Genomic DNA, 17,363 nt, shown 5'->3' on the forward strand with positions numbered 1-17,363 from the left:
CATTTCATGCAAAACGCATAAACGATGCGCGAATGCATTCCTAAACCTTTACACATCGAATTGAAACCACTGGAATAGTCGAAGAGAACGAGTGGCGGGCCAGAAACGGGGACGGGCATAGAGGCACCGCTTCTGATGCCATGTTCATTAGCACATTGATGACACGCACGTACAAACTCGTGGTGTTTCATTGGGCTATCGTTCATTTTTCCAGGCGTTTGCGAACCCAAATTCGCGATGACACCGCCAGTCTTCGGGCAAACTGAATACGGATGTCAAACGCAATCTCAAGTTGATACAGGTTCAGACGCCGCCTTTCTGTCGTAGAGGGACGCACGTTGTGCAAGTGCCCGTCGGACCATCAAGATGACGAGTGGATGATGGGTGTGCCGGCAGGGAAATCGTTGCTGCATCACCGCAGCTTCACTCAGCAGCTACCTCACCGGGAACCCAGCTATGAAAAACTGGCGCGCCGCGCTCAGCGCAATCGCAGGTATCGTCGCGGTTATCGTCATCTCCGCTTTCGGCACCACCTCTGCCGGTACGCGGCCGTATGATCCGACCGTCATGGCAAGTTGGCTCCAGGCAGTCGGCTCCGTCGCCGCAATTCTCGGTGCGTATCTGATTGGTGAGCGTCAGACCGCCGCACAGCGTTTTCAGGCCACGCTCGCCCGCAAGCACCGCTTTGCGGCGTACAAGGCCGTGGTGGACGTTGCTGTTCAGCGCGCTCACGAACTCGAAACGTTCGTGAGCCAGTCAGGCGTGCCGCGCGACGAGCTGGAGCGCCTGGCAGGCAGGCGACTGCTTTCGAACGCAGCCGATGGACTTCGGGCGATACCGTTGCATGAATGGGAGGCGCCCGCTGCAATCGCAGCCGCAAGCGCACTCACCACACAGCTAGACTCATTGCAGGAGCAGTTTCTGGGCGCTCTCGATTCGATCGCACTTACTTCGGCGGAACGACTCTATCCGGAGACACCGCAAGCGAACCCGCAGCGCGACAAGGCAATCACCGTCATCAAGAATTCAGTGCGCATTATCTCCGAAACAGCCCAGAGCTTACGGGATGCGGCTTCGACGTTCGACCATTAAGAAGCTTCCGGCATTGCCGTAAACGCTGCCATGAACAAGTTCTACGACAGGAACCTGGCCGCCACTGCCGGCCACGAAGCAGCGCTTGAGGTGGCACTGAACAGCACGCGGCTCGCCGCTGACATCGAATCGTTCAACGCGATACGTCGCGCGCAGGGCCGCCCCTCACTCGAAGAGCAGGACGAGATCGACCGCAGGGAGATGGCCGCGATCATCGCGGAATTCGGCACCGACGGCATGGACCCCGATGTCGTAGCGTGGGCGCTCAACCTTGAGCCGCCCACTGACGAAGAACTGATTGCAGCAGGCTGGTCGACTGGCATCGCGGAAATCGATCGTCGGCTGGTGCCGCCATCGTCGACCTGACATTCGTGCCGCTCATACGGCCGCCTGCGGGCTGGAAGACTGGACGGAAAGGCCGCATGGACTTCTACGACGCTCGCGAACCCATTGTGGCACAAGCCTGCCTCTCACCGATCCTCACGGAACTATTGGCGGCCTTCTGCGGGATTCGAAGACCTTCTCTTACCCGCATGTCGCGCTCGACGTAAGGCGCAGCAACCACGCCCGTGAGCACAATGTTGACCCACGACAAAGTCACCGCCGCTACAGTCAAATCCAGATCGGCAATTTCCGAACCTGGATGAATCTGCTGCAATATTCCCCATACCCTGAGGACACTTCTGACAGGCGTCCAACGGTCATGAGAGGCACGCAAGCCTTTCCACCCACCTTGACGACCATTACGGAACACGAAACCAGTGAAAAAACAACTTCTTGAGTTCGTGAAGGACAACAAGATCTGGGTGCTTTCGATCGCCGTTCCACTGCTCGGAGCCATCCCGCTCTATATCTACTCGATGAGCGTCGGGGAGCTGCCGGACTTTTCACTGAGCGACCTAACCGGCGCACTGATCGCCTCCTTTCTGACTGAGCTGGTCATCGCAGCGCTAACGGTCTGCTACGTGCTTTTCGCGGGCTTCGCTGCCAGAAACGCGGTGAGCGCCTTTTACCCCGAAACGCCTTCCGGGCCACCGCCGGCCAACCGCACCTACCTGATCCGTGGCAACTTCATCCAGGGCGTCACGGTGTTTTGTGTTCTTGCCTGGTTTGGCCTTGTAACTACTTCCTTTGACCGGTGGCTAATCCCTCCCGCCACGTGGCTCGCGCGAACGGCGTACTGGGGTGCCATCTGCTCGTCTGCGCTCCTTGTGATCTTCGACTGGCGCAACGGAAAACGCAGGCTCAAGTACACGCTGTTTTTCATCCTGACAGGTTCAATCGCATTTCTTGCTGTTCTTGTCTGGGCGTCCCTGTGCGACTACGCTCCGGTCCCCCATGGCAAGCAAGGCGCGCAAGCCTCCTCGTCCGTACCGTTGGCCAAAGCAACGACATGGGCCGCTGATGCGGGCGCGTGGCTGCTGCACGACCACCTTGTTGCCACAGCAACGATAACCGCCCTGGTAGCCGGAGCCGTCGTCTCGTACATCGCTACGGTCACACGAGGCCGTCGACAGGCAAATAGATCCGGGCAACCGCCCCGGCCGTCCTTCAAGAATGAGCGACTGAACCTCCTGGCTGCCAAGGGATGGATCACGTTTGTGTTCTGCCTCTTTTCGGCGATCCCCCTTCTTCTCCTCTACGCAATAGTGGACGCCACGCCGACGCGCGCGCAAGTGACTGCTGCCATCGTCGGCGGAAGTTATCTGCTGCTGTTGAACTGGTTCTCGTTTAGTGCGCGCGACTGGAAACAGCGCGGCATGGCCGCCGCAGGAGCTTTCCTTTTCGTCTTCGTCATGCTGCCATTACAGAGTAACAACGCAACGCTGCTGCCAAAGATGGTGGTTAGCGCACTCGGTTCCGGCAATCGACACGCGACGAACCTCGTCCTGGCCAGCACGGAATGCCCTGCACTCGTCCCCTACGGCATCAACTGCAAGGCGGAAAAGGACAGCAGCATTGGCATCACGAACGTCAACATTCTCAATCGCCTCGGATCTACGGTGCTGATCGAGCTGCAAGTCCAGCGCGTGATGGCCCCTTCCGCAACCCCACAGAAGCAGCGCCAAGATGTGCCGGCGTCGGAACCTCACGGAGCAGTCCCGCCTCGCACGAATCTGGTTCCGCTGACTCTGCGAGTACCCAAGGCAGGGACTCCCCATACAGACGGGTTCCTCGCATCATATTCATGCGATGACCTTCGACTGGAAAGGCTTCGCGCCGTCGACCCTGCAAAGGCCGACTCGCTTGCCTGCGTAAAGCTTAGCGTACCCAAGGACCACATGCTGGGCCATACAGTAAACGGAGCAGCGACCTACCTCGGTGACTTCTCGCAGTACGTCCAGACAACACCGTGAGGACGCGATCATCACAGGCAACCGGTGTGGCCTTGACCGCGCGGAGCCGTGATCGTCGCCAGCAACCCGACCGCACGCTCCTCAGTACCGGCCCGGCAAGCCTTTCACGAACGTATGTGCCTTCGGAGAGGGCTTGACGCGCAGCGTCTGGCCCTTGTCCTTCACGAGGTAGCCCAGTACGTGCTGCTCAAGCGCCGCCAGTTCAGCTTCATCGCGGCAGTCCAGCGCATCAAGCGCCCAGCGCCCCTGCCCTCGCAGTCTCTGCACGTCCTCGCGATCACGCGAGTGAAATGCCAGTCCAACCCCACCCGTGACACGACGCCACCGCTGCTCCACGAGCGAATACAGGCGAACCAGGTCCTGCACGCCCACACGGTCAGCGTCAAACAGGAAGAGCGCGTGAAAGTGATTAGCACGGTGTCGTCCACCGACTTCTATCTTGCAGACGTAAGCGACCAGCGAGTCGAACAGCGGCCTGTCAACGCCCTTTCGGTTGTCGAAGAAGCGCGCACGGTCCTCCATCGCTTGATGGGAATCAATCCGTGCCCGTACTTCGAAGGAACCTGTCCAACCAGGGACATCGAAGCGGTCATCCCCATGCTCCGCCCTGCTGTAGGCGCCCCAGCAGAAACGCGGCATGGCGTCCGCCTCCACTACCGCTGAAGTGCTGTAGTACAGGTCCACGCGCATCGGTATTAATCGCTTATCGAGCACCCGCAGATCCACCATCAGCTCTCTCACCGAGCGCGCCTGCTCGGTCAGGCCTCCTCGCCAGTCCGACAGCTGCTTTTTGATATTGCGACGCTCTCCCTCCTGCCGAAGATCAGCAATGAACCGGTTGTACAGAGCAGCCTGCTGTTTCATTGCTGTAACCGTGCGAGACCCGTCTGTCTGTCTCAACTCAGCGATTGGATGTTTTGACAATACATCGAAGAAAAGCCGGAAATCCGGACTGTAGTAGTAACCCGGCCAGCAAAGGTCCATGCACAGATCGAATTTCGGTAGAAAGCCACCGAGATGCTTGCTCGCACCATCCGATACAGGCGTGCGGACAGGATACGGTTTGAGAGGATCAAACGCGAAGGGAGTGTAATCCGTATCGACGGCGATATTTACCAGATCAACCAGGTCAGCGTAAGTATATCCGAAGGAGTTCAACGACCAGTAGATCGCTGAAGTGGCTTCATCAGCATTTAAACTGGAAGAGACGGGATTGTCGACATGAGTCATGATGGGTTACCTGTGTCATTTCAGTCAACCCATTCAAGCGAACATTAAATTTTTATGATAGAAATCGTCGAAGGGAGGGACGAAGAACATGATGCCCGTAAAACATCACTCCCAGCAAGACCATTTACCTACCCTACTTACTTATATCTTATTTAGAGATATATGATGATAAAAAAATCACTATCTTACTATTAGCAGGAACAAACACCACCATGCCGAATTCGCAATGAACATCCCCCAGCATCGACCACGCCCCCAAGAGCATTCTTACAAAAATAAGATTATCCAAATTTCGGAGATATGTCGAATGGACACATCAATCAAATGGGAATACGCATCAACGACTCAGCAAGGTGGAGCACGAATAGCGGAATTGTCGATGACGTTTCTTTAGGGAAGCTCGAGGCAACGACCATCACTTCCCCTTCCAGTTTCGGGATGTCCTTAAAAACGCTTCTACAAATGGTGGCGAAGCACTGCTGTGCTCCGATGATTGCGATTCGTTCGGTTTTTCTGGATTACAGGCTTGCTTCACACGCCGTTTCCGGACTCGGGATAGTGCCGAGTCAAAGCTATCTGGCGTGAAGCGCCAGTCGGCATCGATCAACAAAGCCAACACCTGCGAACGATCATAACCGCGAGCGAGTATCGCCTCGACGATTTCAATGATCGCCGCCAACCTCGCTGTCATGGACTTTTGCCGGCAATCCACAGCACGTTGACGAAGATGTTCGCAAAGCTCCAAATCGGACAGGGACGTCACGTCATCACGTCCGGATCTCAGGCCAACCATGGCGCCTCCAGAGTCATTCCCAATGCCCACATAGTGCACCACTTCTGCCCGATGTGTGAACGGTAAGTGCACGCCAAATGCACGACGGCAACTACGTTTTGTTCAGGTGCACTGCCTCTCGATCGCGTGCCGTCGTGTCTGTCCCTGCCACGTGACTGGTCCACTTCCAGCCGTTGAGGTCGCCTCAAATTAGAAACATCATGCCTAATATAACCCTAATAAAAACAAGATTATGGTGCTAACTTTTTACGTATGGGGATGGTATTTGTTTGTGCTAGAATCCACGCGTTACCATCTCAGCACCGCCCTCATGCCGACCATCGCCAAGTCCGCCAAGAGGTTCCCAGGAAGGCCAAAGCGTGTTTCGCCTCCAGACCCTGCCTACCAGTTGAAACACGGCCGGCCATCGGAAGAATTGCAGGCTCTCGCATGGCGAATGCTGTTCCAGTCCTCTGCTGGCCTTCCGCCTTACGAACTACATCTGGAATCCGTGGGCTTCATCCGCTATGTTTCGCTAGAGATGGAGAAATTTGTGCGGAACTACGGGCGACGCCCGATTGCCTTTTCCGTCATCTCTGACAATCTTGGGCGGCTGACTCTCTTTGCAGAATCACCGTGCCCGGAGATTTTCGAACTGTTCTGCGAGCAGGCGATAAAACAGGCCGCAGCGGTTGTTCTCCACTTCCCCGAACATAAATTCCACCCGTTATTTGGCGTCTATCTAGATTTGGCCCTACGGAGGCAGCCAGGGCGTGAATATGATTGGATAGGGCGATTTTATGATTATTTTTTTCGGCGCCCGCTTCCAGAAAAACTCGCTTTCTTCAATGCGCCGCACATTTTTTATTACAAGGAAAAGCTAAACGCTTTATGCGAAGAACTTTACAGACGGTCACGGGCATTAGGGGAAGGCATTAAGTCCTTTCGCCGCACGGCGCAAGAGACTCGACTCAGCCTTATGAGATACAACGAACATCTGTTGGAAAATGCGCCCAAACCATACATAGGGAGATTTGCGGTTTACCGCCCATCACGCCTTACAGGTAACAAACCAGTCACGCACGAAGAAATACAGCGTCTCCGCAGGATAATCATCAAGACATTAAAATCAGATACACCCAACGAAATTTATTTAGGGTACTCAATTTTGCTACGGCACAACGCTCAGTATGGGTACTGGCTGGATATATTTGTATATTTCAGGAATGATGATCTGTTGCGATGGGCAGACAAGTCTATGCAGAATTTACTTTACACGTGGCGCTCCCGGATGGAAGACGATAAGGTAGACTGCGTTGGCTATTGGATGCCAGCGGAAGAGCAATATGACAAGGTGCTCGCTTTAACCACAATGGCAACCGAATTCGATTTCTATTGCCGTGTCGTTTCGCCAGAAAAGGCACGCAGTTTCTGGTGTAGCCAATCGCCAATTGGGCGGCTATCCAAGCGTACCCATGTGCGCAAGCGGAGCGCAAAAAATGCAAAGAGCAGAGATGCGAAGTTATCGCTGGACCCGCTCACCAGATTTTTTCAGGAAGAAAATCTTCAGAAGCAGGCTGAACTCAAACTTTACCGCTGGGAATGGCGACTGCAAAAGCACCGGAAACTCTTGTCAGACCGGAGAATAAAGGCTGCCCTGAAACGAAAACGGGGAAAAGAACGTGACGTCGACCGGTCATAGCAGCAGCAAGATACGCATTGCCACGCCTCCGTCTTCTTTTTTCATCATGCGCTCTATCGAGTCGAGCGGCGAGGCAAGAGACGGGTTGCCCTGCCCTACGGACCGTCCGATTCGTCGCTTTACAAGGTCTGCTACTGATCGCCACTGCGGCTCACCGTGCCGCGTTGCGCAACCCAATGCAGCACCTCGTCTTCATACCACCCCACCGCACCACCGGCTGTTTCGCTGAGCGAGAACTGACCAGGAAACGTGGGATCGTAGTACCTGGATTTCGGGTTCATCCGGTTGTAGATGGAACTGCGTTGCAAGCCAGTAAGCTCCTCGACACGACTCAGCCGGATAATCCTTCCTCGTTTCCGCACCTGGGAATCCGTATCTGAACGCTCAGTCTGAGCTTCATCGAGCGTGGGATGAACCCTCGCAGTTCTTTTTGTCGGTGATGTCTCTCGTTCGGGCGCAGCGGTCTTTCTATCCCGGTCGATAGGCGCGAGCATCTCGCCGGACGGCCGCTCATGCTGCCGGTTTGCAGAACCATCCTTACTCCGCTGCATTTGGCCTGCGACGCCTTCCTCGTACGGCAGGCGATGACGCTTGAGATACCCGATGGCGTCTTCTCGAGAAATCAGACAGCCGACTTTCAGCACGGGCACATGCATGTGCCGCTCGTCGATGGCCACCATCAATCCCCGACTGCAATCTGCTTGAAGAGCCCTCTGGTGATCCGTCAAGGTTTGACGTTGCTTCGCGCGCCTGGCTTCGACATCGGCTACCGTAATGAGAACGGGAGCCCACTCCGGTCGGGCCGAAAGTGAGCAGTAGGCGTCAAGAAACGAACAGGCCGCCTCATCGGACACCGGATACCGCAAAACGGGAAGACGCGGAAGCAGCGCCGCAAGTTCGCGCCGGTCATGGTCCGTAAGCGACGCCTCCACGAAATGTTCGACGACTTCCGCTGGCTCTTTCCCGAACAATGTCGGAGCAGGCTCACCGTCCCGTGGAAGCAGTCCGTCGAGCGTGCGACCATCATCGGAGACCAGCACATTCTGCAGGCCGCAGAGGTAAGGATTCCGCCCGGTGTTTTCCGGCTCGTCGATAAAGACGGTACGCCGTATCCGCTTTCGGACGATACAGTCGCTCCCTTCGATAGGATTTTCATCGGCCGGAGACACCGCCCGCGCGATAGCCTGACAGAAGCTCCAGTACTCAATCAATGGTCCGTCTGGAAGCTCGACCTGGATTTGCATTCGCACTCCACCTGGCGAAGATATGTCATCGTGCGAGGGAGTATAAAACGCGTCGCGCTGTTCGGTCGTGGCAGTCACGTAGCCCGTTGGACCGAGCGTGCCCTGTAAACACAATCGTTGTTGTGCCTCGCCCTAACACGAAGCCCACTGATAGGCTGACCGATGGGCTAAAAAACAAAAAACCCCGCAAATCATTGATCTTGCAGGGTTTTCCGCCAAATTCTGGCGGAGAGAGGGTCCGCTTAATACGGGTATCCTTGAGTATGCTTCATTCTTCAATTTCAGACATAAACCCTTTATTTACAATGGTTTCCAGTGTTCTTAGGTTTGCTTGAGTATGCTACCATCCACACCTCATGTATGGGTATATGTATGGGTAGAAAGCTCAGGCGGAGAATATGTCTCGACCAATCAAGAGGCTATCAGCTGTAAAGGTCCGGCAGGAAAAGGCGCAAGGCTACTATGCGGACGGTGGCGGCCTGTACCTACAAGTGAGCAAGACCGGCACGAAGTCATGGATATTCCGATATTCCAGAAGCGGCGTTCTCACGACGAACGGCAAGCGAAAGCATACAGATATCGGTCTGGGCTCGTATTTGAGTGTCTCGCTCGAAGCGGCACGCGAGAAGGCCGATGGCATACGTCGCGCCATCGCAAATGGGGAAGACCCATTGGCAATGCGGCAGTCCGAGCGCGCAAAGATCGCATCGAAAATGACTTTCACCGACTGTGCAGCGGCTTACATTGAAGCACACAAGCATGGCTGGAAGAACGACAAGCATGTGGGCCAGTGGACCAACACACTGACGACGTATGCCAACCCGTTCATCGGCAAGAAAGACATCTCCCTGGTTGATACTCACGACGTCATGCGCGTGCTTGAGCCGATCTGGACGACGAAGAACGAAACAGCGTCACGTGTCCGGGGCCGCCTAGAGAAGGTCCTTGCATGGGCAACTACGCGCGGCCTACGCAGCGGCGAGAACCCCGCCCGCTGGAAGGGACACCTAGATACCCTGTTAGCGAAGCCGAGCGCGGTTCAGAAAGAAGAACACCACGCCGCCCTTCCCTATTCTGAAATCGGCGGTTTCATGGAAAGCCTGCGCGCTATGGATGGGGTCGCCTCCCGTGCGCTGGAATTCGGTATTCTCAACGCGTCGCGTACGTCGGAAATTATCGGCGCACAGTGGACGGAAATCGACCTAGACGCGAAGCTGTGGACAATTCCTGCCGAGCGCATGAAGATGAAAAAGGAACACCGCGTACCCTTAAGCAAGCGCGCGGTTACGATCCTGAAGGAGATGGAGTTAGCTCGCCACGGTAATTTCGTGTTCCCAGGTATGCGTGATGGTAGCGGCCTTTCGAACATGAGCCTGCTTGCCGTCCTGAAGCGTATGGGGCGCGCCGACCTGACCGTGCACGGGTTCCGTTCAACATTCCGTGATTGGGCCGCCGAATGCACCAACTTTCCGCGCGAGTTGGCCGAAAAGGCACTCGCCCACGCAGTCCGCAGTGAGGTGGAAGCCGCCTATCAGCGCGGCGATCTGCTGACCAAGCGCGGCAGAATGATGGACGCTTGGGCTACATACTGTTCGAGGAAGCGCGAAGCCGGAACCATTGCTCCACTACAGCGTCAAGCGTGATGTGCTCGCGCCAGCACGTTTAAACGCGCTTCATTGTCGTAACAATCAGCGGCGAACGCCCCAAAAGCTGGTCGAAAAACCCCCACGTGGAATCGGTGTGCATCGGTCTTCAAAATCCAGTGCATACAGTAACTACACCGTGGATAACGACCATGCAAACACAACAACAGCCGACCAAGATCATTCGCATCGCAACCGTGCTGGAGCGCACCGGCCTGTCGAAGCCGTTCATCTACCAGATGATCCGACGAGGGGAATTCCCTGCGTCGGTTCGCATCTCGCCGCGTTACGCCGGGTGGGTTGAGCAAGAGGTGAACGACTGGCTTAATCAACGTATCGCAGCCGCACGTGGCCAATAAAAGGGAGCACCGATACATGGCACTCCCTAAAGAAGAACGGCGAACGGTTGAAGATTTTAAGGCGCGGCTGGCGGGACTACAAACCCAGCGGCGTGCGGTGATCGCCTCACTGCGCGATGATGCACGGACAAAGGTTTTCGACTTCTTCCGGCGCGAGTACGCGAAAGGCTACTCCCCTAACCAGATTGGGGACAAGTTTCTTGGCCTTGCGAAGGCGGCACGCTACGCGTCGCCGTTCGTGGACGAGGCTCGCAATATCCTGGCCCAACTCGGCTGGAAGCCGAAACGGGAGCGCGCATGACCGACCCGCGCGCCACGAGCGTGAACAGCATGGGCGGCATTGCCACCAATCCGATGGTCGCAATTCATGGACTCGCAGCGCTTGGCGTAAGCGTCCAGCCGAACGGACGCGGTGAGGCAATGGGCACAGTGGCGAACGCGCGTGAAGTGCTTGAAAAGCATCCACGATTCGCGGGGCGCTTCTGGCTCGACACTTTCCATCAGGAAATCTTCACGACCTGGGACGGCGGCGAGCCGCGCCGCTGGGCCGATGTGGATCGCATCGCCATTGCTGACGTATTGCAGGGCGAAATGGGGCTGTTCCGCTTCACGCCCGAACTGGTCGAACAGGCAGTGATGGTTATCGCGATGAAGAATCAGCGCGACGAGCTAAGCGATTGGCTGAAGTCCCTGCGCTGGGACGAGACGCTCCGCCTGGATGCCTGGCTGGCCAATGCTGCCGGCGTGCCGCAAGACGAATACCACACGGCCATCGCCCGAAATTTCATCATTTCGATGGTAGCGCGCGGCCTTGCGCCGGGTTGCAAGGTGGACACCATGCCCGTGTTTGAAGGCAGCCAGGGTAAAGGCAAATCGACGTTGCTTTCGGTGCTGGGCGGCAAGTTCTACGCGGAGCTGACCGATTCACTCGACAGCAAAGACTTTTTCGTGTCGATCCAGGGAAAGTGGCTCGTGGAAATTGCCGAGCTGGACGCCTTCCGGAAGTCTGACGTTACACGGATCAAGCAGGTGTTGAGTTCGCAGGTTGACCGATTCCGGCCGCCGTATGGAAAGCACTCCATCGACGCACCCAGGCGCACCGTGTTCGCCGGCACGACGAATGAAAGCGACTACCTGCGCGACGCCACCGGCGCCCGCCGATTCTGGCCCGCGCTGGTCGGTAACGTGAACCTGGATTGGCTGCGGCAGAACCGCGAGCAAATATTCGCGGAAGCCGTGGAGCAGTACCAGAGCAACGCAACATGGTGGGAAATCCCCGAGCAGGCGCACCGAGAGCACACGGACGCGCGCCGCGAAGATGATGCGTGGGAAGCGTCGATTGCGGATTACTGCCTGGGCCGCACTGAAGTTTCCATCCCAGACGTTTTGCACGTTGTCGGCGTTGACTTGGCAAAGCAAGGTAAGGCCGAGCAGGCGCGCGCCGGCCGAGTCCTCAAGTCGCTCGGCTACGAGCGCAAAACGGTGAAACGCGGGGGCAAAGCCGTAAAGCGATGGATCAAGGATGAATCCGAGCCGGACTCCCCCTTCTGACCCAAAACCGCTGCGGCGGTTTTTTTGTGTCCGGTTACCGAACCAGGTTACCTCCATCGCCCATGTGGTAACCGCTGAACCCCTTATGAGGTAAGGCTGGTTACCGGGTTACCACCGTTACCACCTATCAGCAAAAAGAACAGATATGGAGCTGTAGGGGAAAGTATAGAAATTGCGGTGGTAACTGGTAACTCGGTAACCGCCTGTCCAAAATCCTTTCTGGATAAGGGTTTCAGCGGTTTCCACCCCCTGGTTACCAGTTACCTCTAAGTCATCGCGCCTTGTTGTTCGCGCACAACATCCAAAAATATTTGAGTGTTTTCCTATGTAAACAAACCTCGAAATTTCTCTTAACAAACACGCATTTACGGAATGCGTGTTTACTTAGGTAAAGACTATTCACAGATAAGTACGCCAATTACGATTCGTCTCACCCAGTAACCATTAAGGAACTCAATGAAAACGACGGATCAAACAGCGAAGAACCTTGCAGCCCGCGACTTGTTGGGCAAGCGATACGTGCAAATGTTGCGGGAAGTTCCGCGCGGTGATGTGTCTGCCTGGATGGTATGCGGATGTGCCATTGCAGCCGAGGCATTCAAACAGCAATTGAGCGATTGGTCTGATAGCTCGTATGGGGCACGTGTGCGCGGCGTCACCGGCTATGACGGCATTCCGGAAATCGATTCGGAACGCAGGATGAGTGTCCGCAGCGGAAAGACGGGCGGTCATCGCAGCGCATAGCCCCATTGATAACTTGGGTCCTTCCTGAGGGGGAGTGCCTGCGGGGTACAAGGCACCGCGAAGAAAAAAATCTGAGAGGTTTTTTAAAACGCAGACTACGACTATGTTTTAGAAGGTAAACACCTGAATCGAAAAGTGAAACACGCTTTTCGGAAGTAGTCTACGTCGTGAGATAGCAGTCAGAAAAGGACTTGAACCGATGAAACACGAAATAGCTCGTGGCTTTGCTGAGGGATTTCCAGCCTACGCCTGCACCGCCGAAAGGATTGCCAAGCTGTTTGGTATCCCCGAGCCCGTGCTGCACCTGTATGCCGACAACGACATGTTGCCGCGCCTTACTGGCAATCGCTTCGACTGCGTTTGGCTCCTCAACCTAGCCGTCGGACAGCAGATTGCGGGCAGCCGGCGCCGAGTGCTCCCCGCGACAGCGGCCGTGGTACTCGGCTGGCTTGACACGGTTGGCGACGACCTGGAAGCGGACGATGTTCGCGCCTTTCTCGCGGTTTTCGAACGCAACGGCTATACGCGCCGGGACTTCAACATGGCGTTGGACGAAGCGTTGGCCTTCTGCGACGAGCAGGCAAAAACCCACACGTGTAACTGAAATACATGTCTTCGCATAATCAACACGCATTCGGTTTGATTTGTAGTGCTTATCACTTCGTTTAAACGAGCTATGACGAAACCTAATCCTCTTATTGCACTCTTCGAAGGCGCGCGCCGCGCACAGAGCAACACGGCTCTTTACGACCACTACGACAACGTGCGCGTCGTGATACCCGGCAAACCTGTGGTGCGCAGCATCATCGATCTAAACGGCGATTTGCTGCCGCGTATCGAAGCCGAGAACGGCATGCACCTGAAACGCCCTCCGGTCGGCAGGCCAGCAGTGGAAGTGACGACGATCGGGGCCGGCATCATCAAGCAATCGCTCGTGGCGCAAGCGGGGGCGGAAGTGATTATCTACGCCGACCCGACGAAGGCGGTCTCCGTTGGCGAGTTGGGCGATGTGGTGCTGGAGCGCAGACCGGCCTACTTCGAGACTTACGAGGCCGCGCCGTTCTCTCTCGTCGCAGATGGGCAGCAAGTGACAGTTACGCCACTGCCGATCAAGCGTGCCGCTATCCATGTCGATGCGGACGGCGGCCCACAGACCAATACCGCGAGCTACGGGCTGCGGTTCGAGTTCAGCCGCCCGACGATGAAGAATTATCCAAATTTCGAAGACGCCATCATGCACGTGATGACGCAGGGCTTGGCACGGACCACCGATACGGTGTTGCTGGGCCAAATCGTTGCAGCGGCCCCCGCCCCGTTCTCTCTGTCTGCCGCTGCTGCGTCTGCCGTCCGATTTCGCGAACTGCGCGCGCTGGTAGGCACGAATGCGACAGGCGCGGCCGTTGGGCAGGACGGCGAGTTGCGTGCCGCCGGCATCGCTGCCGAACTGACCCCAGACATGGCGGCCACCCTCGTGGGCTCATTCGCACGAGCGGCCATCATGATTCGCAGCGATGTGGAAGTGATCGCAGAGCGCGTGAACATCGACGGCTCGGTGGCTTTCACGGCGTGGGCGGCGCTTCAACCGCTCCTGCCTGATACCTCGCGCTTCTGGACGGTGGAGGCTTGATGCGACTGAGCGTTATTGGCCGTTGTGGCAATTGCAACTCTCTTACGAGCCGCGTCACTCCCGCAAGCGATGACGACAGCGACGACAAGCGCGACCGCCGTGTTTACCAGTGCCGGACATGCAGCGCGAAGGGTATCAAGCCTGTCACTCGCGTGAAGAAGAAAGCCGGTAACGCGCTGCCCCGCCATATCGAAGATGCGCTGGCAGCCGCGAGCTATCAGATGCGTTCCCCCGATGGCGATGGCTTCCCGCGCGTAGTAGTCACGATCCCGGCCGTCGGTTCGGTGATGGTGGGCGGCGAAGGCGGTGAAGACATCGTGACGCGCATCGAACGCGCCTGGCCCGATCTTGACGACGTGCAGATAAATCGGGTGGTCCGACACATCGATGCCGGTTGCACCGCAGCCATTCGAGCGATGACCGAAGCACCGGGGAGGCCCAAAAGGCGCTGGCTCACGGACGGTGTGCGCAGCTACCCCATTAAAACCTACAGGGACTTTTAAACATGCAGCCCAACACCTTTGAAGCTACGGCCGTCAGGCGCCGTCAGATTGGCGTCACCTTCGATGATGAGTTGCTCGCGAGTATCGAGCAACATCGCAAGCGTGTTCAGGAACAAACGGGCGTGCGCCTGTCGCTCAGTCAGGCAACCGCCGGCCTTCTTCGCCGTGGACTCGAAGTAACGGCAGGGTCATGAAAGCCCCACGAGTGGCGTATTTGATGCGCGGATCATACCAGCCCAAGCCTGTTCGGCGTGATCCAGTGCTTCGCGCGATGCGAGAGCGAGCCAGACGCAAAGCTGCCAAGCACAGTCGCGCCGCCTAGCGAGTCATTCGCGCTGGCCCCGACGCCGGAAGTATCGGGGCGACTTCCACAGCATCCACTTGCAAGCACGCTGTCACACAAGAACTATGCGCTGAACGACCCGGCCACTGCGACAAGCCCAGCGTACTCACGCAAACTTGAAACCACTTCCGGCTTGAATTTGAAACTTCGTTCCATCTGCAAAAGCGTAACATTGGAGCCATTAGCTACCAACTGATTACTGTCGTCCCACACAGCAGCGAGGTAAGCGATACAAAATTCAATTATCGATTTCTCGCCGGTAGTGACATGATTGACGGCTTGCCCATGCGGACCCATCGAGTGCAAAATCGGAATTCTTATAGAATGATCTACGTTTCCACTCAAAGCCTTTTGTACCGATTGATTGTTATGATCTCTTCGATATACATCATATGCTGCTCTGTGCCCAACAAATAGCATGGTAACAAAACCCATCAATACTATTTCGAGCTTTTTTGGATAAGTCAGGCGTATCGAATCGATGATATCAATCACTCGCTGAAAATCGCGAACAGTAATTTTAAGTGCTTTTGCGAGCAACGATAACACCGTTGCATTGGCCGATGATCCCAAGAGCTGAGAAAATGGATTATCGAAAGCACCTAAACCTAGACCGCGACCCGACAACATGAATTCAGAAATTCGCTCGAAATCTGGCGTTTCGAGTCTCGATTCGTGGTCGAAAAATCTACGCAAATATCGCTCCGAATCGAAACCCGCACCGTAGATTGCTCGAATTGAGTGCGACAGCTGCACCGAATCGGTGGCGATTACTGTGTATACATCGCGCACGCGGAAAATATGCTTTACGTTCTCCAGCAATTCGATTGCATAAGTTGGCCTACATCTATCCAATTCGTCAATCAGCAAAAAGACCGGTAGCGCAGTCCCTTCGCTTTCCTCGACCGCCTTCGCAACGTCGCTAAGTGCAGCACGAAATGCCTTTGTCGCGGCGCGTATGTCTTCGCTCTCTTTGAACAAATCGCGCTTGACACTAGACGCAACATCTATTGCTGATTCTTTTAAAGCATCGTTAATTTTCTCAGCATCAAAGCCAGTGTAATGTTTCACCATCGAAACAGCAAGTGATGGCGCGAGTGCTTGAATGACATTTTTGCCCTTTTTTAACATTTTGCGGGCACTAGCTTTTATGCGTTTGTCTGCAGACAGTCCTTCGTTAAGTTGATTTTGAATTTCAAGCATAAAACCGACGAACGGGTTCGATGCATAATCGTTCGCCCATGCATCAAAATAAACGACCAGATGCCCATTGGCGCGTAAAATCTTGGCCCACTCCGTTAGGAAATACGTTTTACCGAGACCCCATTCAGCGTTTAAGTTGAGAACGAAGCTTGCGTTTTCGGGGACGGATTTGGAAACGCTGTGGCGACCAATCAGATACTTAGTAAGAAATTCCGCTGCTGGTTTGCGATTCAACAAATCGCTGGCGAACGGGCTTTCCTCTGGGCTATTTTCATCATTCATACAATTATCTAATTTCAATCGAAAGATTATTCAGTCGATTTCTTCGCTTCGGCCGCAGCCTTTAACGCCCTATTTCGATTATTTCGACGCTCTCGGCTGATATACCAGTCCTCGAAAAGCGATTCAATCAGCTCTATGAGAAGTCGCGCTTCTTCTGGCTCAACATCGACGATCATCTCAACGTCCATTTCCATGTGAGCGCCAATGTTACCGATATCCTTCAGAGCAACAATCGCTTCCCAGGTTCCGATATCTACCTTGTCCTTAATGGCCTTAATTTCATCCCAGAGTCTTCGACTCTTGGTGTCTATTCCCCAGAAGTCTCGAATCATCCCCTGCAAGCATCGGCGACAAAGGGTCGCGGCCGCTTTCGGACTGAGATCAGCGATGTGACACGCCTCTGTGTAATCGTTTCTCAACGAAACTGGGATGTAGTCTGGGTAGGTTTTAGCGGAGCCAAAAGGAACTAAGCGCCACTCGCACCGTGTTTTAAGCACTCTTTCGTGCACACTGCGCTCGAACATTAACTCTTGCGTTTCCTGAAGCACGGCCATGAGTGTAGGCCGCCTGCATTCGGCGTTCGGACAAACATAGAACGTTGTAAGCAGTGACAATCGACCGTCCGCGTTCTCGATTTTGAGCGTATGCCGCCCTGCTGTTCGGTCGCTGTCGCCAAGCGAAACGTGACGTTCGCAATGAGGACACTGCCAA

The 17,363-nt window shown here is 55.5% G+C and carries 18 protein-coding genes; 13 read left to right on the forward strand and 5 right to left on the reverse strand.

The window, feature by feature from the left end; all coding sequences use genetic code 11:
* The first annotated feature begins 456 nt into the window (after positions 1-456).
* The 3 genes from P2869_RS11845 (at position 457) to P2869_RS11855 (ending at position 3,449) form a co-directional block, all read left to right on the forward strand.
* Complete coding sequence (locus P2869_RS11845; protein ID WP_277596601.1) at positions 457-1,092, forward strand: hypothetical protein; 636 nt, start codon at positions 457-459, stop codon at positions 1,090-1,092.
* 30 nt (positions 1,093-1,122) lie between these two features.
* A complete protein-coding gene (locus P2869_RS11850) occupies positions 1,123-1,458 on the forward strand; it encodes a hypothetical protein (RefSeq protein ID WP_277596602.1) in 336 nt (111 codons plus the stop codon).
* 395 nt (positions 1,459-1,853) lie between these two features.
* Positions 1,854-3,449 (forward strand): hypothetical protein, encoded by a 1,596-nt coding sequence (locus P2869_RS11855; RefSeq protein WP_277596603.1) that lies wholly within the window; start codon positions 1,854-1,856, stop codon positions 3,447-3,449.
* Between the two features lie 81 nt (positions 3,450-3,530).
* Here the strand turns inward: P2869_RS11855 and P2869_RS11860 are convergent, their stop codons facing one another.
* Complete coding sequence (locus P2869_RS11860; RefSeq protein WP_277596604.1) at positions 3,531-4,679, reverse strand: inovirus-type Gp2 protein; 1,149 nt, start codon at positions 4,677-4,679, stop codon at positions 3,531-3,533.
* A gap of 415 nt (positions 4,680-5,094) precedes the next feature.
* Entirely contained in the window at positions 5,095-5,472 is a 378-nt protein-coding gene (locus P2869_RS11865) for a hypothetical protein (protein WP_277596605.1), read from the reverse strand.
* A gap of 310 nt (positions 5,473-5,782) precedes the next feature.
* Here P2869_RS11865 and P2869_RS11870 point away from each other — a divergent pair, with 310 nt between their 5' ends.
* Positions 5,783-7,153, forward strand: coding sequence for a hypothetical protein (locus tag P2869_RS11870; protein WP_277596606.1), 1,371 nt, complete (start codon positions 5,783-5,785; stop codon positions 7,151-7,153).
* 131 nt (positions 7,154-7,284) lie between these two features.
* Here the strand turns inward: P2869_RS11870 and P2869_RS11875 are convergent, their stop codons facing one another.
* On the reverse strand, positions 7,285-8,397 hold the full coding sequence (locus P2869_RS11875) for an AlpA family phage regulatory protein (protein ID WP_277596607.1): 1,113 nt from the start codon (positions 8,395-8,397) through the stop codon (positions 7,285-7,287).
* A gap of 398 nt (positions 8,398-8,795) precedes the next feature.
* Between P2869_RS11875 and P2869_RS11880 the strand changes: the two genes are divergently transcribed.
* The 9 genes from P2869_RS11880 (at position 8,796) to P2869_RS11920 (ending at position 15,018) form a co-directional block, all read left to right on the forward strand.
* Entirely contained in the window at positions 8,796-10,040 is a 1,245-nt protein-coding gene (locus P2869_RS11880) for a site-specific integrase (protein ID WP_277596608.1), read from the forward strand.
* A gap of 152 nt (positions 10,041-10,192) precedes the next feature.
* On the forward strand, positions 10,193-10,399 hold the full coding sequence (locus P2869_RS11885; protein WP_277596609.1) for an AlpA family phage regulatory protein: 207 nt from the start codon (positions 10,193-10,195) through the stop codon (positions 10,397-10,399).
* Between the two features lie 16 nt (positions 10,400-10,415).
* Positions 10,416-10,700: a hypothetical protein gene (locus tag P2869_RS11890; protein WP_277596610.1), complete on the forward strand. Its 285-nt coding sequence runs from the start codon at positions 10,416-10,418 to the stop codon at positions 10,698-10,700.
* On the forward strand, positions 10,697-11,950 hold the full coding sequence (locus tag P2869_RS11895) for a virulence-associated E family protein (RefSeq protein WP_277596611.1): 1,254 nt from the start codon (positions 10,697-10,699) through the stop codon (positions 11,948-11,950). The genes P2869_RS11890 and P2869_RS11895 overlap by 4 nt, the downstream gene beginning before the upstream one ends.
* A gap of 456 nt (positions 11,951-12,406) precedes the next feature.
* Positions 12,407-12,694 carry a hypothetical protein gene (locus tag P2869_RS11900; RefSeq protein ID WP_277596612.1) on the forward strand — a complete coding sequence of 96 codons (288 nt, stop codon included), beginning with the start codon at positions 12,407-12,409 and terminating at the stop codon, positions 12,692-12,694.
* 199 nt (positions 12,695-12,893) lie between these two features.
* Positions 12,894-13,298: a hypothetical protein gene (locus P2869_RS11905; protein WP_277596613.1), complete on the forward strand. Its 405-nt coding sequence runs from the start codon at positions 12,894-12,896 to the stop codon at positions 13,296-13,298.
* 72 nt (positions 13,299-13,370) lie between these two features.
* Positions 13,371-14,321: a hypothetical protein gene (locus P2869_RS11910; RefSeq protein WP_277596614.1), complete on the forward strand. Its 951-nt coding sequence runs from the start codon at positions 13,371-13,373 to the stop codon at positions 14,319-14,321.
* Entirely contained in the window at positions 14,321-14,824 is a 504-nt protein-coding gene (locus P2869_RS11915) for a hypothetical protein (RefSeq protein ID WP_277596615.1), read from the forward strand. Before P2869_RS11910 ends, P2869_RS11915 begins: the two co-directional genes overlap by 1 nt.
* Before the next feature lie 2 nt (positions 14,825-14,826).
* Positions 14,827-15,018 carry a hypothetical protein gene (locus P2869_RS11920; RefSeq protein ID WP_277596616.1) on the forward strand — a complete coding sequence of 64 codons (192 nt, stop codon included), beginning with the start codon at positions 14,827-14,829 and terminating at the stop codon, positions 15,016-15,018.
* 212 nt (positions 15,019-15,230) lie between these two features.
* Here the strand turns inward: P2869_RS11920 and P2869_RS11925 are convergent, their stop codons facing one another.
* Together P2869_RS11925 and P2869_RS11930 are read right to left on the reverse strand one after the other, a co-directional pair.
* Entirely contained in the window at positions 15,231-16,652 is a 1,422-nt protein-coding gene (locus P2869_RS11925) for a P-loop NTPase fold protein (protein WP_277596617.1), read from the reverse strand.
* 26 nt (positions 16,653-16,678) lie between these two features.
* A complete protein-coding gene (locus P2869_RS11930) occupies positions 16,679-17,206 on the reverse strand; it encodes a DUF4145 domain-containing protein (RefSeq protein WP_277596618.1) in 528 nt (175 codons plus the stop codon).
* Between the last annotated feature and the right edge of the window lie 157 nt (positions 17,207-17,363).

Source organism: Paraburkholderia sp. SUR17, assembly GCF_029536165.1.
Classification (GTDB): domain Bacteria; phylum Pseudomonadota; class Gammaproteobacteria; order Burkholderiales; family Burkholderiaceae; genus Paraburkholderia; species Paraburkholderia kururiensis.